At 71.1% G+C, this 23,379-nt stretch carries 21 protein-coding genes and 1 tRNA gene; 9 read left to right on the top strand and 13 right to left on the bottom strand.

Annotated features, from left to right (window positions below):
* Window positions 1-2: 2 nt before the first annotated feature.
* The 5 genes from ACFY16_RS11050 to ACFY16_RS11030 form a co-directional block, all read right to left on the bottom strand.
* Window positions 3-2,012: a copper resistance CopC/CopD family protein gene (locus ACFY16_RS11050; RefSeq protein WP_390646804.1), complete on the bottom strand. Its 2,010-nt coding sequence runs from the start codon at window positions 2,010-2,012 to the stop codon at window positions 3-5.
* Between the two features lie 13 nt (window positions 2,013-2,025).
* Window positions 2,026-2,502, bottom strand: a complete 477-nt coding sequence (locus ACFY16_RS11045) for a copper chaperone PCu(A)C (RefSeq protein WP_390646803.1) — start codon at window positions 2,500-2,502, stop codon at window positions 2,026-2,028.
* A complete protein-coding gene (locus ACFY16_RS11040; protein ID WP_390646802.1) occupies window positions 2,499-3,149 on the bottom strand; it encodes an SCO family protein in 651 nt (216 codons plus the stop codon). Before ACFY16_RS11040 ends, ACFY16_RS11045 begins: the two co-directional genes overlap by 4 nt.
* Window positions 3,150-3,242: 93 nt before the next feature.
* Window positions 3,243-4,001, bottom strand: coding sequence for a YcnI family protein (locus ACFY16_RS11035; RefSeq protein WP_390646801.1), 759 nt, complete (start codon window positions 3,999-4,001; stop codon window positions 3,243-3,245).
* A 245-nt stretch (window positions 4,002-4,246) separates the two neighbouring features.
* A complete protein-coding gene (locus tag ACFY16_RS11030; protein ID WP_390646800.1) occupies window positions 4,247-5,125 on the bottom strand; it encodes a hypothetical protein in 879 nt (292 codons plus the stop codon).
* Window positions 5,126-5,367: 242 nt separating this feature from the next.
* Here ACFY16_RS11030 and ACFY16_RS11025 point away from each other — a divergent pair, with 242 nt between their 5' ends.
* The 3 genes from ACFY16_RS11025 (at window position 5,368) to ACFY16_RS11015 (ending at window position 7,772) form a co-directional block, all read left to right on the top strand.
* Window positions 5,368-5,877, top strand: coding sequence for an ATP-binding protein (locus ACFY16_RS11025; RefSeq protein ID WP_390646799.1), 510 nt, complete (start codon window positions 5,368-5,370; stop codon window positions 5,875-5,877).
* Window positions 5,878-5,981: 104 nt separating this feature from the next.
* Window positions 5,982-6,938: an intradiol ring-cleavage dioxygenase gene (locus ACFY16_RS11020; protein ID WP_390646798.1), complete on the top strand. Its 957-nt coding sequence runs from the start codon at window positions 5,982-5,984 to the stop codon at window positions 6,936-6,938.
* 9 nt (window positions 6,939-6,947) lie between these two features.
* Window positions 6,948-7,772, top strand: a complete 825-nt coding sequence (locus ACFY16_RS11015) for a triphosphoribosyl-dephospho-CoA synthase (protein WP_390646797.1) — start codon at window positions 6,948-6,950, stop codon at window positions 7,770-7,772.
* A gap of 185 nt (window positions 7,773-7,957) precedes the next feature.
* On the opposite strand, the gene ACFY16_RS11010 is transcribed toward ACFY16_RS11015, so the two are convergent.
* From ACFY16_RS11010 to ACFY16_RS11000, 3 genes are all read right to left on the bottom strand, one after another.
* On the bottom strand, window positions 7,958-9,334 hold the full coding sequence (locus ACFY16_RS11010) for a PLP-dependent aminotransferase family protein (protein ID WP_390646796.1): 1,377 nt from the start codon (window positions 9,332-9,334) through the stop codon (window positions 7,958-7,960).
* Window positions 9,335-9,488: 154 nt separating this feature from the next.
* A complete protein-coding gene (locus ACFY16_RS11005) occupies window positions 9,489-10,955 on the bottom strand; it encodes an aminopeptidase P family protein (protein ID WP_390646795.1) in 1,467 nt (488 codons plus the stop codon).
* A 139-nt stretch (window positions 10,956-11,094) separates the two neighbouring features.
* Window positions 11,095-12,627, bottom strand: a complete 1,533-nt coding sequence (locus tag ACFY16_RS11000; protein ID WP_390647236.1) for a PP2C family protein-serine/threonine phosphatase — start codon at window positions 12,625-12,627, stop codon at window positions 11,095-11,097.
* A 515-nt stretch (window positions 12,628-13,142) separates the two neighbouring features.
* On the opposite strand from ACFY16_RS11000, the gene ACFY16_RS10995 reads away from it, so the two are divergent.
* Together ACFY16_RS10995 and ACFY16_RS10990 are read left to right on the top strand one after the other, a co-directional pair.
* Entirely contained in the window at window positions 13,143-13,808 is a 666-nt protein-coding gene (locus tag ACFY16_RS10995) for a bifunctional DNA primase/polymerase (protein ID WP_390646794.1), read from the top strand.
* 56 nt (window positions 13,809-13,864) lie between these two features.
* Complete coding sequence (locus tag ACFY16_RS10990; protein ID WP_390646793.1) at window positions 13,865-14,536, top strand: hypothetical protein; 672 nt, start codon at window positions 13,865-13,867, stop codon at window positions 14,534-14,536.
* A 288-nt stretch (window positions 14,537-14,824) separates the two neighbouring features.
* Here ACFY16_RS10990 and ACFY16_RS10985 read toward each other — a convergent pair whose 3' ends face one another.
* The 3 genes from ACFY16_RS10985 to ACFY16_RS10975 all read right to left on the bottom strand — a co-directional run bounded on the left by ACFY16_RS10985 (window position 14,825) and on the right by ACFY16_RS10975 (window position 17,640).
* The gene (locus ACFY16_RS10985) at window positions 14,825-15,790 is read right to left on the bottom strand and encodes a DUF5926 family protein (protein ID WP_390646792.1); all 966 of its coding nucleotides are present in this window, start codon (window positions 15,788-15,790) and stop codon (window positions 14,825-14,827) included.
* Between the two features lie 196 nt (window positions 15,791-15,986).
* Window positions 15,987-16,676 carry an ATP-binding protein gene (locus tag ACFY16_RS10980; RefSeq protein WP_390646791.1) on the bottom strand — a complete coding sequence of 230 codons (690 nt, stop codon included), beginning with the start codon at window positions 16,674-16,676 and terminating at the stop codon, window positions 15,987-15,989.
* 136 nt (window positions 16,677-16,812) lie between these two features.
* Window positions 16,813-17,640 (bottom strand): glycerophosphodiester phosphodiesterase, encoded by an 828-nt coding sequence (locus ACFY16_RS10975; RefSeq protein ID WP_390646790.1) that lies wholly within the window; start codon window positions 17,638-17,640, stop codon window positions 16,813-16,815.
* Window positions 17,641-17,898: 258 nt separating this feature from the next.
* Between ACFY16_RS10975 and ACFY16_RS10970 the strand changes: the two genes are divergently transcribed.
* Together ACFY16_RS10970 and ACFY16_RS10965 are read left to right on the top strand one after the other, a co-directional pair.
* On the top strand, window positions 17,899-19,413 hold the full coding sequence (locus ACFY16_RS10970) for a S1C family serine protease (RefSeq protein ID WP_390646789.1): 1,515 nt from the start codon (window positions 17,899-17,901) through the stop codon (window positions 19,411-19,413).
* Window positions 19,414-19,759: 346 nt separating this feature from the next.
* Window positions 19,760-19,844 (top strand) — tRNA-Ser (locus ACFY16_RS10965).
* Between the two features lie 54 nt (window positions 19,845-19,898).
* On the opposite strand, the gene ACFY16_RS10960 is transcribed toward ACFY16_RS10965, so the two are convergent.
* Both ACFY16_RS10960 and ACFY16_RS10955 read right to left on the bottom strand, forming a co-directional pair.
* A complete protein-coding gene (locus tag ACFY16_RS10960; RefSeq protein ID WP_390646788.1) occupies window positions 19,899-20,330 on the bottom strand; it encodes a hypothetical protein in 432 nt (143 codons plus the stop codon).
* A 10-nt stretch (window positions 20,331-20,340) separates the two neighbouring features.
* Window positions 20,341-21,270, bottom strand: a complete 930-nt coding sequence (locus tag ACFY16_RS10955) for a bifunctional DNA primase/polymerase (RefSeq protein ID WP_390646787.1) — start codon at window positions 21,268-21,270, stop codon at window positions 20,341-20,343.
* 367 nt (window positions 21,271-21,637) lie between these two features.
* Here ACFY16_RS10955 and ACFY16_RS10950 point away from each other — a divergent pair, with 367 nt between their 5' ends.
* Both ACFY16_RS10950 and ACFY16_RS10945 read left to right on the top strand, forming a co-directional pair.
* Entirely contained in the window at window positions 21,638-21,952 is a 315-nt protein-coding gene (locus ACFY16_RS10950; RefSeq protein WP_390646786.1) for a hypothetical protein, read from the top strand.
* A 354-nt stretch (window positions 21,953-22,306) separates the two neighbouring features.
* The gene (locus tag ACFY16_RS10945; protein ID WP_390646785.1) at window positions 22,307-23,356 is read left to right on the top strand and encodes a bifunctional MaoC family dehydratase N-terminal/OB-fold nucleic acid binding domain-containing protein; all 1,050 of its coding nucleotides are present in this window, start codon (window positions 22,307-22,309) and stop codon (window positions 23,354-23,356) included.
* Window positions 23,357-23,379 lie beyond the last annotated feature (23 nt).

The raw sequence follows: 23,379 nt of genomic DNA, 5'->3' as shown, positions 1-23,379 counted from the left end.
GTTCAGCCGATCTGCGCGTTCTTGGAAACGGTCACCTGGTCGATGTCGGAGGTCCGCACGGTCACGGCGATCTTCCAGTCGCCGGCCATGGGGATCTGCACTCCGCTCGCCGCCCAGTGCCCGGTCGTGATGTGGTCGGGGACGACGGGCAGCGGCCCGATGCTCTTGGCGGTGAGGGTGAAGGCGACTTTCACCTCGGGGACGTCGAAGCCGCGGCCGTTGGGCCGCTCCACGTAGACGTGCATCTCGTTGGCGCCGACCCGCGCGGGGTCGAGGTCGATACTCACGACGCCCTTGCCGTCCTTGCCGCCGGTGTCGAACGGCATGTCGAGCGTCAGGGCGCCCGACGCGGACGTGTCCGAGGACGAGGACGAAGAGGACGACGAGGTGGCGGCCCTGGCCTCCTGCTCGGTGCGGCCGGGCTCGGTCTGCGTCAGCACGGTGGTGACGGCCAGCAGAACGACGGCCACGCTCGCCTCGGCGAGCACCGAGCGGCGCAGTCCGTGGCGGTCGGGGTCGGCGTCGCGCAGCCGCTTCTGCCGGGCGGCGTCGACGGCGGCGCGCTGGCGGGCGAGTTGGGCGGCGCGTTCGGTGTCACCCGCTGCCGACGCCTTCGTGCCGGACGCAGCCTGCTCGGCCGGGGACGTCTTCGCGCCGGATGCGGATTCCCCAGCTGCGGACGCCGAACCCTTCCGTACCCCCGCGGGCTCCCTCTCCTCCTCGCTCTCGCTCTCGTCCTCGCTCTCGCCCTCGTGCGGCTTCACCGGCTCCTCGGCCGCCATCGGGTCCGACAGCCGCGCCGTCCACCGCCGTGAGATCCAGGCGATGCCGACGAGCAGCGCCACGAGACCGATCTTGACGAGGAGCAGCCGGCCGTAAGTGGTGTCGGTGAATGCCGACCAGGAGCCCAGCTGGCGCCACGACTGGTAGACCCCGGTCGCCACCAGCGCGACGACGCTGCCGAAGGCGACGGTCGAGAAGCGGCGTACGGCCGAGGCGTCGACGGGAGTGTCGGTGGGTGCCCGGTACAGCGAGACGAGGAGGGCGACGAGCCCGCCGAGCCAGGTGGCCACGGCCAGTAGGTGGACGACGTCGACCGGCATCGCGATGCCTGGCTGGAGCCCGGTCGAGGCGTGCTCGGCCATGGCCCAGCTCGCCGCGAGCCCGGCCGCCACGACCGTCCCGCCGACCGCGAGCCCGAACGTCAGGTCCTGCTTCTCCTCGTGGTCCCGCTTGTCGTACGCCCCGAAGAGCACGGCGATGAACAGTGCGGCCGCGGCGAGCAGCAGCAGCCGGGAGACCAGTGCCGCACCCGTCTTGGTCTGGAGGACCTCGCCGAGCAGGTCCAGGTCGAAGATGTCGCCGACCTTCCCTGAGCCGGTGTAGGAGCCACGCAGGAGCAGCAGCGCGAAGGTGGCCGCGGTGAGCGCGACCCAGCCGGAGACGACGAGCCTCTGCACGGCCCGCACTCCGGAGCCGCGCTGCCAGCAGGCGAGGACGAAGGCTGCTCCGCCGACCAGGAGGATGAAGCCGGCGTACGACATGTACCGCCCGAAGCCGTACAGCCAGCCGACCACTCCGCCGCCTGCCGTCGGCTGGGACGCGGAGACGGTGGTCTGTGAGGGCGAGCCGATGGAGAAGGTGTACGCGCCGGAGACGGGATGGCTGTCCGCCGACACGACCTGGTAGGTGACGGTGTAGGTGCCGTCGGGCAGTCCGCTGTGCAGCTGCACGGAGTACGTCGTGCCGCTCACGTTGGCGGGCTTGCCGCTGTCGACGCGGTTGCCCTTGGGGTCGAGCACGCGCAGCGCGTCGTCCGACATCGCCACCTGCTCGGAGAAGGTGAGCGAGACCTGCGTCGGGGCCTTGTCGACCACCACCCCCTGCGCGGGGTCGCTGCCGGTCAGCGCGGCGTGCGCGGAAGCCGGACCGGCGCCGACGAGCAGCGCGCCGATGACGGCCAGGAACAGCAGCACCAGGGTGCGGACGCGCGGGGCGATGGTCTGCGTCAAGGTGGTCCCTCCCTCAGTGCCCGGTCTTCGGGTTGTACGTGGCCGACTTCACCGGTATCTCAACCGTGACGGGGCCGGACTCGGCGAAGTGCAGTTCGGCGGTCACCTTCTCGCCCTGCATCGGCTTGCGCTTCAGCTTCTCGAACATCAGGTGGTTTCCGCCGCTCTTGAACACGAGTTGACCGTGCGCGGGGACGTTGAGGGACGTCACCTCCTCCATCGACGACCCGACGGTCTCGTGGACGGTGACGCTGCCCGCGATGTCGCTGGTGACGGAGGTCAGCTCGTCCTTCGTGCCGCCCTTGTTGGCGATCGTCAGGAAGCCCGCAGCCATCGAGTCGGACACAGGCTGCGGCATGTAGGCGGAGTTGACGGACAGCTCGGCCCCCGAGGCGCCGGAACCGGAGTCGGGGTCGGAACCGGAGCCGCCGCAGCCGGCCAGGGCCAGTGCCCCGGCCGTCACCACGGCCGCCGTACCCAGCAGCCTCACGGGTTCTCCCCCTTGATGATCTTGGGGAGGTCCTTGGTGTAGTCGTCGACGGTGGCGTCCTCGCCGTAGAGCAGGTAACCACCGTCGGTCTTCGGCGAGAAGGCGATGACCTGGGTGCCGTGCGTGGAGACGGTCTTGCCGTTCTTGTCCTTGTGCGGCGGCTCGATGGAGATGCCGAGGGTGCGGGCGCCGGCCTGGATGGTGTCGAAGTCGCCGGACAGGCCGACGACCTGGGGGTCGATCCCCTTGAGCCACTTGCCGAGCGCGGACGGGGTGTCCCGGTCCGGGTCGGTGGTGACGAACACGATCCGCAGCTTGTCCTGGTCGGCCTTGGACAGCTGCTTCTTGGCGACGGCGAGGTTGTTCATCGTCAGCGGACAGATGTCGGGGCAGTTGGTGTAGCCGAAGTAGACCAGCGTCGGCTTCCCCGCGGTCTCCTTGCGGAGGTCGTACTTCTTGCCCTGGGTGTCCGTGAGGACGAGGTCCGGCTTTTCGAAGGGCTGGTCGAGGACGGTGGCGGCCTGCTGCGAGGTGTCCTCGGAGACGACGGCGACGGGGCTGTTGCTGTCGTCACCGCCACCGCAGGCGGAGAGGGTCATCGTGGCGGCGGCGAGCAGCGCGGCCGCGGCGAACGTCTTCTTGCGCATAGAGAAATGTCCCAGATGTGTGAACTCCGGTGCGCACCGGGGGGCCGGGCCGGGGGGCCGGACACCCCCGATGCGCACCGCGAACGATCAGGTTCAGGCGTTGCTGTCGGCGCCGCGCCGGCGGCCGGCGGTCACGCCGTACGCCACGCCCGCCACGCCGACGGCGATACCGGCCACGGCCAGGACGCGGGCGGTGGTGTCGGAACTGTCGGCCGAGGCGGCGGCTTCCGTGCTGCTGCTCGCGGCGGCCTTGGCGTCGTCGGTGCCGGCGGAGGCGTCCTCGGCGGTGGAGGAGCCGTGGGAGTGCCCGTCCTCCGAGGCGGCGGACAGCTCCAGCACCGGAGCCGGGTTCTCGGGCTCCTCGGCGCCGTCCTCCTGCACCTCGATCCAGCGCACGACCTCCTTGTTGGAGTACGTCTGGATCGCCTTGAAGACGAGTTCGTCGGCGTCCTCGGGCAGTGCGCCGATGGAGATCGGGAACTTCTGGAAGAAGCCGGCCTTGATGCCGTCGCCGGTGGCCGTCCAGGTGATCTTGGACACGGCCTCGGTGATCTTCTCGCCGTGCAGTTCGAGCGGCTTGTCGAGCTTGGACTTGGTGACCTTGACGTCCCAGCCGTTGATCGGCTCGGGCATCGCCGAGGCCAGCGGGTGGTCGGTCGGGAAGGTGACCTCGAGCTTGGTGGTCGAGGCGTTGTCGCGCTCGTTGGGGACCTTGAAGTCGACGACGGCGTAGCCGCCCTTGGCGGCCGTGCCCTCCGCCTGCACGCTGACGTGCGCGAAGGCCGGGGCGGACAGGGCGAGAACGGCCGAGCCGGCGACAGCGGCGGCGGCGGCGATACGGGAAGCCTTCATGAAGGGTGCACTCCACTTCGAGTGTGGCTCCGGTGCGGAGTCCTGTGTGGACCCTGGCAGCGGATTCCGGCACTGGATTCCGGCACCGGATTCCGGTGATGAAGAGGGATGCGCGTGCGGGTTGGTGGTCCTTCGGACGTTGGTGATCCTTCGGACGGAGTCACGTGCACGCGCGTGTGCCGCACGACGGCGGCCGCCCCCTCCTCGCGGAACTCCCGCGGAGTGGCTCGGCTGGTCGCGTCGTGTCAGGCAGCGAGGACGAGTGCGCAGGCGGCCGGCGGGCCGCGCCTGATCACCGTGTGCTGGAGTGCGGCGGTACGTGGTTTCGGCGCGTTGTGCGACGCGGTGCGCGCCGGGCGCGGGCCCGCCTCCGGTGCGGCCGGCAGCCCGACGCGCAGAGCGCGCACGAGCGCGAGGGCGCCGCGCAGGGACCGTACGAGCGCCCCGTCCGCGACTCCCTCGGCCGAGAGTTCGACGATCCGCAGCACGGCGGTGTCGCCGCGGCGCAGCAGCCAGCCGGCGGCGAGGGCCGCGAGGACGTGGCCGAGCAGCATCGGCAGGGAGGGCAGCAGGGACATCGTGGAGCCGACGGTGCTCGACAGGGCGTCCGCCGGGTCGTGCATGGCGGCGGTCCCCGCGCCGGTGCCCGTTCCTGTTCCCGGGTAGATCCGCGCGTCGGCGAGAATCCGCTGGGCCTGGACGGGGCTGAGCGCCGATGCGGTGCTTCCGCACAGGATGCGGGCGGCCCGCTCGATGAGCGCGGTGTCGGACATCGAGCCCATCGAGCCCATCGAGCCCATCGATCCCATGGACATCGCACCGGACGTGGATGTCGATGCCATGGCCGTGTGCTGCCCCAGCCCGAACAACGCGTGCAGCACGGTCTGACCGACGGCGAGCAGCGCCGCGATCCCCGGCAGCGAGCGTTCCCGTCCGGCGAGCGGCGCTACGACCGCCAGGACCCCCAGGAATCCCGCGCCCAGCGTCCACAGCGGAACCGTGGCGCAGGAGGCGAGGGCGTGACCGGCCGCGGCCAGCACGACACAGACCGCGGCGAACACCGCGGCCCGCAACAGCCGGAGATCACTTCCGGAGCGCGCCGTGCGCGGGTGGGGGGCAGACATGGCGGCCTCATCATTGCACTGGACTTATCGGCTCCATACGGCAGGTCCGCAAGATGACCAAGATTCCACGGAAACCGGAAGATCACCTTCTGTGGCGACTGATGTAGATGAGTACCGCATACACCGATTAACCCCTCGAGCGCATCCCCTAAATGGGCGGCATCACATCAAATCCGCGCTTACGCAAGGGCCCTCGGGGCAATACGTAACGGTATGTCGAGCCGCAGCCAGGAGGCTGGAGCATGAGCATCTGGTGGTCACTCCATCTGCGGCGCGAAGCCGCGAGCGTTCCGCTCGCCCGGCGCCTGCTGCTCGGCACGATGGAGACGGCGGGCGTCGATCCCGACATCTCGTACGACCTCTCCGTCGCCCTGAGCGAGGCCTGTGCCAACGCCGTCGAGCACGGCGGGGGCACCGCGCACGGCGGCTGCTCGGAGGCGTACCGCGTCACCGCCTACCTCGACGGCGAGAAGTGCCGCATCGAGGTCGCCGACTCGGGTCCGGGCTTCGCCGGCGACCGCGGTGCCCGCGCCGTGCACGCCGACGGGGCTTACGCCGAGCCGGTTCACGCCGACGCGGTTCACGCCGACGGGGCTTGCGCCGAGGCGGAACACGGGCGGGGGCTGTATCTCATCCAGGCGCTCGCCGACCATGTGCACATCGGCAACAGGCCGGGCCGGGGCGGCGCGGTGGTGAGCTTCGACAAGATCCTCAAGTGGCGCAAGAACGCTCCGCTGGTGACGGCGTCCTGAGCATTCCGAGAACCCTGACCGGGGTTTCAGCTTCCTCAGCATTCACAGCTTGTTCTTACCGTCACCTCATGTCCCTGACGGCCTGCGTTCCTACGTTCGCGACCATGACGGGAAACCACAAGAACAAATCCATCACCCGGCGTCGTGCCATCGCGGTGACCGGAGGCACTGTGGCGGCGGGCGGTCTGGCCGTCGCCGGGTACCAGTCGGCGTTCGCCGACACGACGACCGAGGCGGACGCGAGCGCCACGGCCTCGGCGACCTCGACCAACAGCGGTGCGTGCGTGCTGATGTCGAGCGTCACGGAAGGCCCGTACTACCTCGATGGTGCCTTGGTGCGTAAGGACATCACCGAGGGCAAGAGCGGGGTTCCGCTGACCCTGCGCATCACGGTCCAGGACACCACCGAGTCCTGCAACCCCGTCGCCGGTGCGGCCGTGGAGATCTGGCACTGCGACGCCTGGGGTTACTACTCGGGCTACACCACCGCCAACCCCGGTGGCTCCGCGCCCGCGGAGAGCGAGGACGGTTCGACCGCCAACGACAACACCTACCTGCGTGGTTACCAGATCGCCAATGGCAACGGTGTCGTCAAGTTCGAGACGATCTTCCCGGGCTGGTACACCCCGCGCACCTGCCACATCCACGTGAGGGTGCACACCGGTGGCGCGAAGGAGGACGGCACGTACGAGGGCGGCAAGATCAACTACACCGGTCAGCTGTTCTTCGACGACGCCGCCGCCGAGGCGATCTTCGCGCTCGAGCCGTACTCGAAGCACAGCGGCAGCTACACCACGCTCGACAACGACATGGTCTACGACGGCGGCGGAGCGTCAAGCGGTCTGCTGACTCTCGAGCCCGTGCACAAGAAGGACCCGTCGAAGGGCTACAAGGGGTTCATCACCCTCGGTATCGACCCCGACGCCGAGAGCACCGGCGCGGGCAGCGGCGGCGGTGGTGGTACGCCCCCGAGCGGCGCGCCCAGCGACGCCCCGACGGGCACCCCGCCGAGTGACGCCCCGAGCGGCAGCGCGTCCCCTGCGTCGTCCGCTTCTTCGTAAGGTGCGGCCATGAGGAGCCGCGAGGACGAGACGCTGGCGCAGGCCGCGGTGGACGCACTGACCGGACAGCTGGCGCTGGCTCCCAAGCCCGGGCTGCCCGATCCGCGCGATCTCGCCGCTCGGACCACCCGCCGGGACCACTGTTCCCTGCGCTGGTCGGCCAAGGCGCTCGCGCCCGGTCTCGCGGCGATGGCCGCCGCCGCCCGCCGCGTCGGCGAGCCCACGCCCCAGCTCCGTGCGGAGCTGGGCGCGATAGGGCGCTGCACCGAGCATTCGGTGGGCCTCGCCGGCGGTGGACACCGGGGTGCCCTGTGGGCGCTCGGCCTGCTGGTCGCGGCGGCCGCCCTCGACCCCCGCGCGGGGGCGCGCGAGGTGGCCGCGACCGCCAAACGGATCGCCGCGCACACCGACCGCGGTGGCCCGCGGCGGCCGTCGCGAGGATCGTCGGTGTCGGCGAAGTACGGTGCGGCCGGGGCCCGGGGCGAGGCGAAGGCCGGATTCCCGCACGTGCGACGGGCGTTGGACACGCTCGCCGCCGCACGCTCGGCCGGCGCCACCGAGGAACAGGCCCGTCTCGACGCCCTGCTGACGGTGATGTCCACCCTCCAGGACACCGAACTGCTCCACACCGCGGGCCCGATGGGTCTGCGCCACGTCCAGGCGGGCGCCCGCGCGATCCTGGAGGCCGGTGGTACCGCGACGCAGACGGGTCGCGACGCCCTGTCCGCCCTCGACACCGACCTCCACACCCGCGCATGGAGCCCACGCGGTAGCGCCGGCCTGCTCACGGGCGCCCTGTTCCTGGACGCGCTACCGGTCGGTTCCCGCGCCTGACGCCGGAGGGTGCCGGGGTGGGACGCGCCTGGGAGGCCCTGCCCGGGGTGGCTGTGCCCAAGGCCGGCCGCGTCTGAGGCAGCCCGCCCCGAAGGAGGTCCCCGGAACAGCCCGCCCCCAAGGAAGCCCCCCCAAGCTCCCCAGAACAGCCCGCCCCGCCAAGGGAATTCACCCCGCCAAGGGATTCATCCCCCCTCCAGCACCTTCCCCAGCACCTCCAACGCCTCGGGATAAACCCGTTCCCGGGGCGTCCCGTACCCGACGACCAGGCCCTGTGGCCGTGGCTCGTCGCCAGCGGTGTGCCAGTGCTCGCCCAGGTGGCCGACGGCGAGGCCCTCCGCCTCGGCGCGGGCGAGGATCTCCGTCTCGTCGGCGACTTCCACCAGGGCGTGCAGCCCGGCCGCGACGCCGCGCACGCCCCGGCGCGCCCCCAGCCGGGCCAGGAGCTGATCCCTGCGGCGCCGGTATCTGAGGCGGCAGGCGCGTACGTGACGGTCGTAGGCGTGGCTGTCGATCAGTTCGGCGAGCGCCAACTGGCCGATGGACTCGGTGTGGTGGTCGCTGTGCAGCTTGGCGTCGGCGACCGCGTCGACCAGGGGCGGTGGCAGCACCATCCAGCCGAGCCGGAGCCCGGGTCCGAGGGTCTTGGACGCGGTGCCGAGGTAGACGACCTGTCCCGGCGCCATGCCCTGGAGCGCGCCGACGGGCTGGCGGTCGTAGCGGAACTCCCCGTCGTAGTCGTCCTCGACGATCAGCCCTCCACGCGCGCGTGCCCAGTCGGTGAGCGCCCGCCGTCGTTCCGGGTGCAGGGTCACGCCGGTCGGGTACTGGTGTGCGGCGGTGACGACGACGGCCGACACGTCGCCGCCCCCCAGGTCCTGTGGGCGTACACCCCGTTCGTCCACCCGTACCGGCACCACACTCCCGCCGTTGCGCCGCACCACCTCTCGGTGGAACGGCAGCCCGGGATCTTCCATGGCGACCTGGGCGCCGTCCAACACGCGCGTGAGGAGCGCGAGGCCCTGCACGTACCCGGAGGTGATCACGATCCGTTCCGGCGGCGCGAGCACCCCGCGCGCCCGCCCCAGATACCCCGACAGCGCCGTGCGCAGTTCGATCCGGCCGCGCGGGTCGCCGTAGTCGTACGCCAGTGAGGGCGCCGTCGCGATGGCGCGGCGCAGCGCCCGAAGCCAGGCCGCCGCCGGAAACGCCCCGACGTCCGGGCTGCCGGGCCGCAGATCGAGACGGGGCGCACGCGTGCGTGCCGCCACGTCCGGAGCCGTGGCGTCGGCCGAGGGCAGCGAGGCGACCTGGGTGCCCGACCCCTGTCGCGCCGTCAGATAGCCCTCGGCGACGAGCTGGTCGTAGGCCGCCTTCGCGGTGTTGCGCGAGATCCCCAGTTCGGCCGCGAGCCGCCGGGTCGCCGGGAGCAGCGTCCCGGGTGCCAGCCGTCCGTCCCGCACGGCGTCCCGCAGCGCCCGTTCGAGGCCCGCACGCCGCCCTTCCGCTCCGTCGGGCTCCAGATGCAGATCGACGCCGACACCGGACCAGAAGTCGTTCACGAGAACCCTCCCCCTCAGGCACGCGAAATCCCCCCGCGCGCGAAATCCCCCGCGTATGAACACCGCCGCGCACGCGAACACCCCCGCGCACGTGAATGTCCCCGCGCACGCGAATGGCCGGGCACCTCACCGGTACCCGGCCATCGCCGTCGTATCAGCCCTTCAGCGACGCCATCCAGGACTCGACCTCGTCGGAGCGACGCGGCAGCCCCGCCGACAGGTTCCGGTTTCCGTCCTCGGTGACCAGGATGTCGTCCTCGATGCGCACGCCGATGCCGCGGTACTCCTCGGGAACCGTCAGGTCGTCGCTCTGGAAGTACAGACCCGGCTCGACGGTGAGGACCATGCCGGGCTCCAGCGTGCCGTCCACGTACGACTCGACCCGGGCGGCAGCGCAGTCGTGGACGTCCATGCCGAGCATGTGACCGGTGCCGTGCAGCGTCCACCGGCGCTGCAGACCGAGCTCCAGAACCCGCTCGACCGGGCCCTCGACCAGGCCCCACTCGACGAGCTTCTCGGTCAGCACGCGCTGCGCGGCGTCGTGGAAGTCGCGGTACTTGCCGCCCGGCTGCACGGCCGCGATACCGGCCTCCTGGGCCTCGTACACGGCGTCGTAGATCTTCTTCTGGATCTCGCTGAAGCGGCCGTTGACCGGCAGCGTGCGCGTGACGTCGGCGGTGTACAGCGTGTGCGTCTCCACGCCGGCGTCCAGCAGGAGCAGGTCTCCGGAGCGGACCGGGCCGTCGTTGCGTACCCAGTGCAGCGTGCAGGCGTGCGGTCCGGCGGCGGCGATGGTGCCGTAGCCGACGTCGTTGCCCTCCACGCGCGCGCGGAGGAAGAAAGTGCCCTCGATGTAGCGCTCGCTGGTCGCCTCGGCCTTGTCGAGGACCTTCACGACGTCCTCGAAGCCGCGCACGGTCGAGTCGACGGCCTTCTGCAGCTCGCCGACCTCGAACTCGTCCTTGACCAGGCGGGCCTCGGAGAGGAAGACGCGCAGCTCCTCGTCGCGCTCGGCGGTGACCTTGTCGGTCAGGGCCGCCTCGATGGCGGCGTCGTAGCCGCGCACGACGCGGACCGGGCCGGTGGCCTCGCGCAGCGCGTCCGGCAGCTCGCGTACGTCGGACGCGGGGATGCCGTACAGCGCCTCGGACTCGGTGAGGGAGTGGCGGCGGCCGACCCACAGCTCGCCCTGCCCGGAGAGCCAGAACTCGCCGTCCTCGCGGTTCGAGCGCGGCAGGAGGTAGATCGTCTCCTGGTGGCCCTCCGCGGTGGGCTCCAGGACCAGGACGCCGTCCTCGGTCAGGTTGCCGGTGAGGTACGCGTACTCGACCGACGCCCGGAAGGCGTACTCGGTGTCGTTCGAGCGGGTCTTCAGATTGCCCGCGGGCACGACCAGGCGTTCGCCGGGGAAACGCGCGGACAGCGCGGCACGGCGGGCGGCGGTCTCGGCGGCCTGCGGGATCGGCTCCAGGCCGCGCAGCTCCGTGTCGGCCCAGCCGGACTTCATGCTCTCGGCGAGCTCGTCGGACACGCCCGGGTACAGGCCGTTCTTGCGCTGCTTGATCGGCTCTTCCGACTCAGTCTCCGGGGTCTCCGGGGTGAGCTCGTCCGCCACGGTCATCCTCCTTGATACGGCACTGGACCGTCTCCATCGTACGGTCGTGCGTAGGGGAGCCCAGGGCCCAAGGACCTGTTACCGGGGGATCGCCGACGGATCACCCGTGGATCATCCGTGGATCACCGGGAGATCGCCTGGCCGATCACTCGAAGCGAGCCGCCAACAGCACCACGTCCTCCGCGCTGTCCACCACGTCCAGCCCGTCCGGCAGCACGGTGCGCAGCACGTGCTCGGCGACGGTGTCCGGGTCGTGCCGCAGCCCTCTGGGGATGCCCGCGGCCGCCGCATGCAGCCGGGCGAAGGCCCGGTCCACGGAGTCGCCGGTACGGTGCAGCAGCCCGTCGGTGTAGAGCAGAACCGTCTCTCCCGGCTGCGGCTGGACCTCTACGCCGGGCGCCTCCCAGCAGGCGAGCATTCCGAGCGGCGCCGAGACGGAGGTCTCCACGAACTCCGTACGCCGCTCGCCGAGCAGCAGCGGCGGGCAGTGCCCGGCGCCGGCCAGGGTGATCTTGCGCAGCGCGGGTTCGCAGTAGGCGAACAGAGCGGTGGCGGAGCGGGCGGGCTCGGTGAGCCTGAGCAGCAGCTCCAGGTCGGACAGGACGGCGACGGGGTCCTCGCCCTCCATCACGGCGTACGCCCGCAGGGACGCGCGCAGCCGGCCCATCGCGGCGACCACGCTCGGCCCGGACCCGGTGACCGACCCGACGGCCAGGCCCAGCGCCGCGTCGGGCAGCGGCAGCGCGTCGTACCAGTCGCCGCCGCCGCGCGGGCCGGTGCGATGCCGGACGGCGAGCTGGACTCCGGAGACCCGGGGCAGCCGAGAGGGCAGCAGCTCCTCGGACATCGTCGCCAGGCACGCGCGCGCGCGCTCCACCTCGACGAGCCGGGCGAGGTGTTCGGTGGCGTAGCGGGTGTACAGGCCGACGAGATGGCGCTGGCGCTCCACCGGCTCGGCGGGCTCGTCGTAGAGCCACACGGCGGCGCCGAGGCGGCCCGCGGCCTCGGTGGACAGGGGGAGCGCGTAACTGGCGGCGTAGCCGAGGCGGGCGGCCACCTCGCGGTGACGGGGGTCCAGTCCGTCCTCGGCGAACAGGTCGGGCTGGACGATCTCGCTCTTGCCGCCGGGCAGTCCGGCGTCGGTGTCGAGGAGCGTGCCGTAGGACATGGCGCTGCGCGGCACGGTCTCCATGTGCCCGAGGTCGGCGCGGGCGAGGCCCAGGCCGATGGTGGTGTCGGGGCCGAGTCCGTCGGAGGGTTCCAGCACGACGAGTCCGCGCCGGGCGCCCACCAGGGCGGTGCCGGCGCGCAGCAGTTCCTGGAGCGCGTCGGAGAGCGAGTCCGTGCGGACCAGGCGCTCGGTGAGTTCGTGCAGGGTGGTGAGGTCCGAGACCCAGCCGGCGAGCCGGTCCTGGAGCAGGGCGCCCGGCGGAGTGGGGGAGGGGACGGGAGAGGAGACCGGAGAGGCGCCCGGGACGGCGGGCGCGGGCGCGACAGTGTGTGCGGGTGAGGGAACCGTTGAATCGATTCCAGCCACTTTCGGAGGGTGAGGGGCATTCATGTCATCCGGCTTTCCGACCGGTGCGTATTGCTGAAAAGCATCGCAAACCCCCATGTCATTCTGCGCCGCTAGCAGTGTCTCCACATGTACACGCACTCGTGAGGGGATGTCCAGCATTGTCCTGCTGGGATTCCTGGTGTCCATGGGGTTCTGGGAGACTTCTGATGAATCCCTCCCGCACCCCTTGCGGAAAGGCAAAGTTGGCTTAAAACTGCCTCGGGTAACGGGTGATTGCGGTCGACTGGGCTTGCTCCACGGAGCGTCACAGCGGTCGTGATGGGTACGTACTCGGTAAGGGCCAGGGGCGGTTGGGAACCACCCGGAACCTGGTGACCGACCCGGGCGTCTTAGCCACCGACGACCGAGCCCCATCCTCCCGTGGCGGAGGCGGAGAGAAAAACGCGCGACGGCGAAACGCCAGACTTCGCCACCCCCACGCCACGCCCATGCATTTGATAGACGCAGTGTGGACGGAACGGCCGCGGACGCAGCCAACGTTCGGCCCATAGGGGTTCCCCTTGTCTTCGGCAAGGGTGTGATGCGCCAACAGGTACGCACAGTGAAGTGATCGACACATGGTGTGATGTGGCCCACGGTGTTGCCAGGCGTGCAACGGAAAGGAACGAGCGCTCATGCGCGAGATCCTCGGAAGGCGACGCAGGCTCCTGTCCCCGCGCGGCGACGGGGGGCCTGAGTTGATCAGCACGGCCCTGACTTTCGCGACGGAATGGCAGTGGCCCGTACTCCCGGGCGTGGCGGCGGATCCGCAGGGGCGTGCCCGCTGTGGCTGCCCCGACCCGGAGTGCACGGTGCCCGGTGCGCATCCCTTCGATCCCGGCCTCCTCGCGGCCACCACCGACGCGCGCATGGTGCGCTGGTGGTGGACCAACCGCCCCACGGCGCCGATCGTCCTCGCCACCGGCGGCAACGCCCCCTGCGCGGTGAGCCTCCCCGCCCTCGCGGCCGCGCACGCTCTCGCCGCGCTCGATCGCAAGGGCATGCGCCTCGGCCCGGTCGTCGCCTCGCCCACCCGCTGGGCGCTGCTCGTCAAGCCGTACTCCATGGAGCAGCTGGGCGAGCTGCTGTACGCCCAGGAGTTCGTCCCCGGGTCCCTTCGCTTCCACGGCGAGGGCGGCTATCTCGCCCTGCCGCCGTCCGAAACCGGCCAGGGCGCCATCCGCTGGGAGCGCGCGCCGCTGCCCGGTTCCGCCTCGCCCTGGGTGCCCGACGTCGAGGCCGTGGTGGGCGCGGTGGTCGAGGCTCTCACTCGTACGGGTGTGAGCGCGCCCGAGTTGTAGGGGTGTCGGGCGCGCGCCGGACGGGGCGCCCGCCTCGGGTCGTTATCTTCCCTTTTATGAACGTTCGTCTCCTCGCCCTCGCGGGCGTTGTGGCAGGCGCGGTGGCGCTGCCGCTGGCGGTGGCGTCCGCGGGGCCGGTGGGGCGTGCGGACGAGGGGCGGTCGGTCGTACGTTCGTCAGCGCACGGTGACGGTTCCGCGGCCGACTCCTCTTACTCCGCCGGCTCCTCAGGGTCTTCAAGGTCCTCAGGGCCCTCGAGCTCCGTCGGCGGTGACGAGAAGGCGCCGTCCGCCGGTCCTGCCCGCTCCCCGCTGCTGCTCGGCCTGGGCCTGGCCACCGCCGTCCGCTGCGGCCCCGAACTCACCTCCCCGGACGGCATCGAGGCGCAGACCTGTGTCCTGACGCAGGGCGAGGACACCTGGGCGCGCACCTACTACCGCAACGCGACCGGCGACGACCTGGACGCCGCACTGAGCGTCATGGCGCCCGGCGGGCGCACGGTGCAGATCAACTGCGCGGTGGGTGCCGAGGACGAGCCGGGGACCTGCGAGACGCCCCGCGAGCGCACCCAGGGGGCGCTGGACGCCTACACGGCGGTCGCGGAGTTCGCGGGCCGGTCCGGGCGCGGCCCGCTGCTGCTGCGTTCGGGGAGCGACACCGAGAGCGGTGCGGCGAGCGGTCCGGCAAGCGACCTGGAGAGCAACTCCGGCTTGCATACGGGGAGTTGACGCGCGGCAGCGTTCGGTGAGCGGGGCCGCGCATGGAAAGACCCGGTTGCTGGCGACGGGGGATGCACCAGCAACCGGGCTGATGGAACGGTAACAAGAGATCGGCCTTACGCAAATTCGATCTCTTGTCTTCCTCGGCTATTCGGACACCGGGCGGCACGCCGTGACGGGGCTGATCGGACACCGACTGACCTGCCGTTGACGGGAGTTGTGACGGGAGTCACGGCTTCCGCATCACCCCCTCGGGCTGACCGGTCGGTCAGCCCGAGGGGATGCCTGTCCTGTGCGTCAGCTGAGCGTCACCTGTCGGTTGGTGAGTCCGCCACGCGCGCGACGCTCGTCGGGGGTGAGCGGTGCGTCCGAGGCCAGGGCCGTGGCGAGGCGCTCGGCGAACTCGGCCGCCGGCTTCTCGACGTCCTCCGCGCCGACACCGCTCGGCAGGTCCCAGACCGGCACGGTCAGGCCGTGAGCGCGGAAGGAACCCACCAGACGGGTGCCCTCGCCGAGGCTGGAGCGGCCCGCCGCGTGCAGCCGCGCCAGGGCGTCCAGAAGGTGCTCCTCGGCGTGCGGCATGACCCACCGCAGGTGGTTCTTCTCCGGGGTCTCGCACCAGTAGGCGGCGTCCACGCCGGTCAGCTTCACGGTCGGGATGGCCGCGGCGTTGGCCCGCTCCAGGGAGGCGGTCACCTCCGGAGTGGCGTTCTCCGCGTCCGGCACCCAGAATCCGAAGCCGTCGTGCACAACTGGCTCGAACGTGCCTTCGGGGTCGAGGAGATCCTGCAGTCGCGGACCGTCCGCCGGGGCGCGGCGGCCCTGCACCGGGGTGCCGGGCTGCGCCTCCAGCGCGCGCAGCAGCGTGTCGGCGAGGTCGCGGCTGATGTCGCCCGACGCGGTGTCGTTCTGCAGGCCCAGCAGCACCGAGCCGTCGTCGCGGCGCAGGGCGGGCCACGCCATGGGCAGGACCGTGGCCAGCGTGACCGAGGGGACGCCCTCGGGCAGGCCGTCCTTCAGCGTCAGCTCGACCGTGGCCGCGGGCACCAGCTCGCGCAGCGCGACCCAGTCGCACTCGCCGGCCAGCCCCTCGAAGGGGCGGTGCACCAGCTCGGCCGCGGCCTGTGCGGCGGCCCGGCCGTGGCACGCCTTGTAGCGGCGGCCGCTGCCGCAGGGGCAGGGTTCGCGGGCGCCGACGACCGGGATCTCCGCATCACTGAGCTGCGGCCGCTTGGCCGTCGTCTGGGGTCGCTTCTTGGCCATCGTGGGTGTCTCCCGGTTACGGCTCGTCTGTACGGGCGGGAGCCTAGCCGCTCGTACGAGAACCCACGGGACCCTGTGGACGACGCACGGGAGCGGTGTCCCACGACCGGTGTCGTGCCCGCCGCTCAGCCTCCGACCCGAACGGCGGGTCCTACGGGTCCCTGCGGGTTCCGGCGCGTCCTGGCGGGCCCTTGAGTCACCGCCATCGGTCCTGGTCCAGGTCCTCGAACGCGTCCGTGAAGGACAACTCCCGCATCGCCGGCACGGACGCCGACGCGGGCGGCGGTACGGACGCCGACACGGACTTCGCCGTGACGCGCGCGGCGAAGTCGGCGCGCCGGCACCCGGCGTCGGGATCATGGACGTCGTCGTGGACGACGACCCACACGGTGACCTCGCCCCGGGCGTCGTCCCGGACGCCCCAGTCGTCGGCCAGTGCCGTGATGATGTTCAGTCCTCGGCCGCCGTGCGCGGTGACCGAAGGGGTGGCCGGAGCCGGGCGGGTCGGACCGCCACCGTCCGTCACCTCGACGACCAGCCGGCCGCCCGCGTCCACACGCCACGCGGCCCGGACATCGCCGTCCTCGGCCAGCGCGTCGCCCAGCGGGCGACCGTGCTTGCACGCATTGCTCAAAAGTTCGGAAAGGATCAGTACGGCGTCGTCGATGACCGGTTCCGACACGCCACCTCTGCGCAACTGATCACGCATCCGGTGCCTTGCTTCCCCCACGCCCGCAGGGCCATGGGGTACGGCCATGCTCGACGACGTGGGCACCTCCTGTGCCACCACCAACGCCACCCCCGAGACCTCCTTCGCCCCACGCCACGGAGTGGATGCCCCTCTGGCCTGTACCGGAAACCGGCCAATCCTCGTCCGGTGACGCATTCGCAACGATCGAACACGGACCGAACGCGCCGGAGCACTCCCTGTTATCGAGTGGCTGGATTTCGTCGGTATGGCCGAATCGGAGGATGCTTCAGTGAAACGCCTGGGTCAAGGTTCGTTTCATGGGACAGCTGTGTCAGCGACCCAGCTGATCAAGCACCGCGCGCGGGCGGTTGGTGATGATGGCGTCGATGCCCAGGTCGACGCAGAGATCGACGTCCTCGGGCTCGTTCACGGTCCACACGTGCACCTGGTGACCCGCCCGCTTCAGACGCTCGATGTACGCCGGGTGATTGCGCACGATCCGGATCGAGGGGCCCGCGATCCGGACACCCGCCGGCAGCCGTCCGTCGCGCAGCCGGGGTGAGACGAACTGCATCAGGTACACCGTGGGCAGCGTCGGCGAGGCGGCCCGGACGCGATGCAGCGAGCGCGCCGAGAAGCTCATGACGCGTACCGCCGACTCGACGTCGGTGGCCGGGGTGTCCAGCCCGAACCGCTTCAGGAGCAGCAGGAGACGCTCCTCGACCTGCCCGGCCCAGCGCGTGGGGTGCTTGGTCTCGATGGCCAGCTCCACCCGCCGTCCCGAGTCGGCGACGAGTTCGAGCAGCCGCTCCAGGGTGAGGACGGAGGTGTCCTCGGGGTCCTCGGGACGGAACTCCCAGTCGGGCTCCTCGTCGCGCGCGTGCCAGAGGTCCCGCTTCTTCCGGGAGCCGAAGTCCAGTGCCGAGAGCTCCGCGAGCTCCAGGGCGGACACCGCCCCCCGGCCGTTGGACGTACGGTTGATGCGGCGGTCATGCACGCAGACGAGATGGCCGTCCGCGGTCAGCCGGACATCGCACTCGAGAGCGTCCGCGCCGTCCTCGATCGCCTTCCGGTACGCGGCAAGGGTGTGCTCGGGCGCCTCCTCGGAGGCCCCGCGGTGGGCGACGACTTGAATGTGGTGCTGCCGTGCGTGGGTCACCGCGTCATGGTGCCACCGGCGCGGGGCGTGCGTCGGGCCGGAGGGATCCGAAAAAGTGTCCGTTCGGAGCAGAATGTCGCATATAAAGAATGGTCGGCCATCCACAGCCACCGCTTATGGTGCTCTGACGGCCCGTGGGAAAAGCTGACGGCATACAAAAGCACATGCACAGCTGCAGCGCGCCGGGTCGACGACAAGCGTGACCGAGCGTGACCGAGTGCGACCGAGAACATTAGCCGTGGATCGAGGAGAAGAGCTGTGAGCACCGAGAACGAGGGCACCCCGGTACCCCCGGCCCCGTCTGCACCCCCCGTGCCGGTGGAATCTCCCGCGGCTTCCCCGCAGGCCGCCGCGCCCGAGGCCGGCGTACCCACGACTCCGGCACCGGCATCTGCACCGGCACCTGCGCACGCGCCGGCGCATGCGCAGGACACCACCGGCACCCCGGAGCAGGACCTTGTGCACGCCGGGCACGCGCCCGCGTACGCCTCGGCGGGCCCGCACGGCCCGCACGACGGCGCTCAGAACACCGGATCCGCTCCCGAGAGCGGCTGGCCGCCCCCGCCGCCCGTCACGCCCGCGTACGCCGACGGCGGCGCCGGTGCGGGATCCGGCTGGGGCTCCTCGTACCAGCAGCCGCCCGCGCCCAAGTCCGGCGGCGGGCGCGGCGGCCTGGTCGCGGCGGTCCTGGTGGCCGCGCTCGTGGCGGGCGGCCTGGGCGGCGGCCTCGGCTACACGCTGGCCAAGAACGACGACACCGGCGGCTCGACGACCGTCTCCTCCTCCACCAGCGGCGGCGCCGTCAAGCGCGACCCGGGCACGATCGCGGCCGTGGCCGCCAAGGCGCTGCCGAGCACCGTCACCATCGAGGCCGAGTCCACCAGCGGCGAGGGCGGCACGGGCACCGGCTTCGTCTTCGACACCGAGGGCCACATCGTCACCAACAACCACGTCGTCGCCGACGCGGTCGACGGCGGAAAGCTCACGGCCACCTTCCCCAACGGCAAGAAGTACGACGCCGAGGTCGTCGGCCACGCGCAGGGCTACGACGTCGCGGTCATCAAGCTCAAGAACGCCCCGTCGGACCTGAAGCCGCTGACCCTCGGCAACTCCGACGAGGTCGCCGTCGGCGACTCCACCATCGCTATCGGTGCCCCCTTCGGCCTGTCCAACACGGTGACGACGGGCATCATCAGCGCCAAGAACCGCCCGGTGGCCTCCAGCGACGGCACCAGCAGCCAGGCGTCCTACATGAGCGCCCTGCAGACGGACGCCTCGATCAACCCGGGCAACTCCGGCGGCCCGCTCCTCGACGCCCAGGGCAACGTCATCGGCATCAACTCCGCGATCCAGTCCACCGGCAGCGGCGGCCTGGGCGGCACCAGCCAGTCCGGCTCGATCGGCCTGGGCTTCGCCATCCCGATCAACCAGGCCAAGTACGTCGCCCAGCAGCTGATCAAGACCGGCAAGCCGGTCTACGCGAAGATCGGCGCCTCCGTCTCCCTGGAGGACACCACGGGCGGCGCGAAGATCACCGACCAGGGCGCCGGCGGCGCCTCCTCCGTCGAGGCCGGCGGCCCCGCCGACAAGGCGGGCCTGAAGTCGGGCGATGTCATCACCAAGCTCGACGACCATGTGATCGACAGCGGCCCCACCCTCATCGGCGAGATCTGGACCCACAAGCCCGGCGACAAGGTCACGATCACCTACGAGCGCGACGGCAAGACCCACACCGTCGAGGTCACCCTGGGCTCCCGCGTGGGTGACAGCTGAGAGGCAGACCAGCACAGCGGCGGACCCGGCGCCCGATGTACCGCGGCTGCGCCAACCGGCGTGCGGCGTCCGGGCAGTTGCGCACAGCGATCTTGCGTAACGATCGCGTGTGAACCCAGGGGGTTCACGCAACGCCCGGCGATCTTCGGCCGGCTGCACGGTGAGGACGAAGGCCTGTCCGGCCCATGACCGGACGGGCCTTCGTCCTCACCGACCAAGGCACTCGGCGGGCGTGGTGGCCACTGCCCCGGTGACAGCGCAAGACGGCCCCGTGCGGGCAACGCCCCACGACGGCGCCGGATCCCGGTAGGCTGTAGCCGCTCCGCCCCAGGTGGGCCGGGGCACGGGTGGGTTGCCCGAGCGGCCTAAGGGAACGGTCTTGAAAACCGTCGTGGCGCGAGTCACCGTGGGTTCAAATCCCACACCCACCGCGTGTGAGTGAAGGGGTGTCCCGTTGAGGGGCACCCCTTCCGCATGGCCGGGCGCTACAGCTCGTAGTCCCGTGCCAGCTCCTCCCAGGCCAGTTCGCGCAGCCCGGCGTCCGCGTCCTCGCCGGCCGGGGGCTGCGGGCTGGGCTGGAACCACACGACGGTGAGGGCCGAGCGGTACATGACCGGGTCGTGGGACGGGTCGAGTGCGGTCGCGCGGAAGGAGCCGACGCACGCCGCGGCGGGCAGCACCTCGACGGGACCGAAGCCGCCCGCGTACTGGTCCGGGTACTCGCGCGCGGGCGGGACGAGATGTACCGGTGAGGCCAGGAAGGCGCGCTCGGCCGTACGCAGAAGGCCCCTGATCCGCATGTCGTTGACGGGACGGCAGGGATAGCCCTCCAGCATTCCGCCGTACGTCGAGGAGAGCCGCAGCTCACAGAGGTCGACGGAACGGCCGGACGTGAGGATGACGCGGCTCAGGGACATGATCCGCACTCTAGGACGGTGCTCCGCCGGACTCCTCCGGTTTTGACGGGCGGCCGGTGTCTCCTCCCCTCACGGCCGATGCCCCCGTCATCCGCGCCGCCGACGCGATCGTCGCCCGTGCCTCGCGTTCGGTCAGGCCCGTGTTGAGCGCCGCGTCGACCAGGGGAGCTACGAGGGCGGGGCCGATGCCGTTCTCGTAGGCACGGCAGGCGGCCCAGAACAGGCGCGTGTTGCGCTGGCCCTTGTGCGCGGCGAGGACGAACTGGACCAGGCCCTGGCCGCGGTCGCCGGCCGACGGATGCGTCGCGGGGTGGGTGGGGCGCGGCGGCGGTAGCAGGAGGCGCAGCAGGGCGGGCGGGCAGGCGGCCGGGGCGAGGTGCGCGGAGCCGGGGGCGGTGCCGTAGACGCCGTGGTCGGTGCGGGAGCCGGGGCCGACGAGGTAGCCGCCGGCGCCGCGGATGTCGATGCCGGGGGCGAGGCGGCCGGCGGAGTTGGGGACGACGACGTCCGGTGGGCCGGTCAGCCAGAGGTGGCGGCCGCCTGACGGGGTGAGGACGACGACCGTGGGCGGGATCGTGAACAGGTGGCGCAGGGCCAGTTCGCGCAGGGCCGCCGAGGAGTCCGTACCGGACTTGGTGTCGAGGTCGACGCCGATCAGGTGGTGCGGGGGCAGACCGCAGGCGATGCCGTAGCCGGTCGCCCAGGGCGCGGCGGCGAACAGTGCGCGGATGCGAGCCGGGTCGGTCGAGGCGTCGTACACGCCGTGGCCGAAGTGGCCGCATTCGCCGCGGCAGGGCGGTGTGGTCGGGTCGGATCGGTGGGGGGAGCGCAGGGCCGGGAGTTTTGTCCGGGACAGGGGGATGACGGCCAAGCCGCGTTCGGCGGCTGACAGGGCGTGTGCGAGGGCCAGCGTCGTGGCCTGCCGGTCGGTGGTGGCCATACCTTCATGTTCGTACGTACGTTCGAAAAAGGGAAGGGGGTGGGTCCCGACGCGCCAGGTCGGGGGGAATGGCTGGAAATGTGACGGAACGCTTCAGCTCATGCGGCGCTTGGGGAGGAAGCGTCCGCACTGCCCTGATCTGGGATGTTGAGACACGGAAGGTGACGAAGAGGGTTTATCGACTTGTCCTCACGCTTGAGGGCGAATAGCGGCTTCCGGGGTGGTTCGCCGGGGATTCGGTGGGCAACTCTGATCTCGCGACGTCGTGCACAAAGCCGAGGCGGTCTGCCAACTGCCTTGAAAGAAGCCGTACTTCACGCACTTCCGGTCATGAGCCCGGATGTGTCATTGGTTCTGGAGGAACAACATGGCAAGCATCCGTACTGCCCGCGTTCTCGCCGCCGTCTCCGCCCTGCCGCTCGCGGCCGCCCTGTTCACCGGGGTCGCGGCGGCGGACAACGGCGCCTTCGCGGACAACGGATCGAACGCCGGCGCGGCGAGCGTCTCCGGCAGCGGGGTCGGGCTCGACAACTACGGCAACTCGTCCACCACGCAGCAGCAGGCGGTCGGCTCAGGCGCCTCGAACCAGAGCAATACCGCCCAGGTCAACGGATCCGCGTTCACGGCCGTCAATCAGGGCAACGAGAACGTCGCCGTCAGCTTCGCGCCGCTGTGGTGGTGATCTGAGGGGGCGGGGCGGCCGGTGCGCCGGCTCCGGCCGCCCCGCCCCTCGACTTTCGTGCGGGGTGTGCTCTGTGAGGGTGTGACGTCTGCGTGGCGGTGCTTCGGCGCCGTTGCGCAGACGCTTTCATGGCAGGGGCAGGGGCAGGGGCAGGGGCAGGGGCAGGGGCAGGGGCAGGGGGCGAAGGGACTGGTGCGACCTTGACAGTCCATGCGATCTGACGGACAGTCAGAAATCTTCGCGGAGATTGTGGGAACCGCTACGGCGGTCGCGGTGTACCAGATATGTCAGCGCGCCAAGCGACGCGGATCGAAGAGGGGCCGAGAGGGTCGACGAGGGGGACGGTGGTGAGCGATGAGCGACGAGTGGGACGTGCGGCTGAAGGCGTACGAGGGCCGGCCGGCCGTGGTCGCCGGTGTCGGCAAGGACCCCGTCAACGCGCCGATGATCCGGCACTGGTGCGAGGCGATGGGGGACACCAGTCCGGCGTACGAGGGGCCTGAAGCCGTCGCGCCGCCCACCATGCTCCAGGTATGGACCATGGGCGGCCTGGGCAGCCTGGGCGGCCACACGGAGCGGATGAGCCACTCGGGGCGGACAGGAAGCACGGGGCGGACGGAACGCACGAAGCAGACGAGCCACACGGCGCTGACGGGAACCACAGGGCAGACGGAACCCACGGGAACCACGGGGCGGACGGAGGCGTACGACGAACTGCTCGCCCTGCTCGACGAGGCAGGCTGCACCTCGGTCGTCGCCACCGACTGCGAGCAGGAGTATCTGCGGCCTCTGCGCCCGGGCGACGAGGTCACCTTCGACGCGGTGATCGAGTCGGTCTCGGAGCGGAAGACGACCAAGCTGGGCACCGGGTACTTCGTCACGACCAGGATGGATGTGCGCGTGGGTGCCGAGCTCGCGGGCACACACCGTTTCCGCATCCTCAAGTACAAGCCCGCACGCCAGAAACCGAAGTCCCGTCGCCCCCGCCCGGTCGTCAACCGGGACAACGCCGGCTTCTGGGAGGGCGTGGCGCAGCACCGGCTGCTCATCCAGCGCTGCACGGGTTGCGGGGTCCTGCGCCACCCCTGGCTGCCCGGCTGCAACGCCTGCGGCTGCCCGGACTGGGACACGGTCGAGGCGAGCGGCGAGGGCTCGGTCTACTCGTACGTGGTTATGCACCACCCGTCCTTTCCGGCCTTCACACCATCCGGTCACGCCGCTGACGCGGCAGGCCCCTATGCGGTCGGCCTCATCGAGCTGGCCGAGGGCGTGCGGATCGTCAGCAACGTGATCGGGGTGCCGTACGACAAGGTGCGGATAGGGATGCCGGTGCGGCTCGAATTCCATTCCTACGACGACGAGTTGGTGCTGCCGGTCTTCCGCGCCAGGGAGGCGGTCTCATGAAGGCCATGGAGGACATGAAGGCC

Source organism: Streptomyces sp. NPDC001315 (assembly GCF_042896175.1).
Taxonomy (GTDB): domain Bacteria; phylum Actinomycetota; class Actinomycetes; order Streptomycetales; family Streptomycetaceae; genus Streptomyces.
Note: the sequence above shows the minus strand (reverse complement) of the source record. Positions and strands in the feature narration are given on the sequence as shown.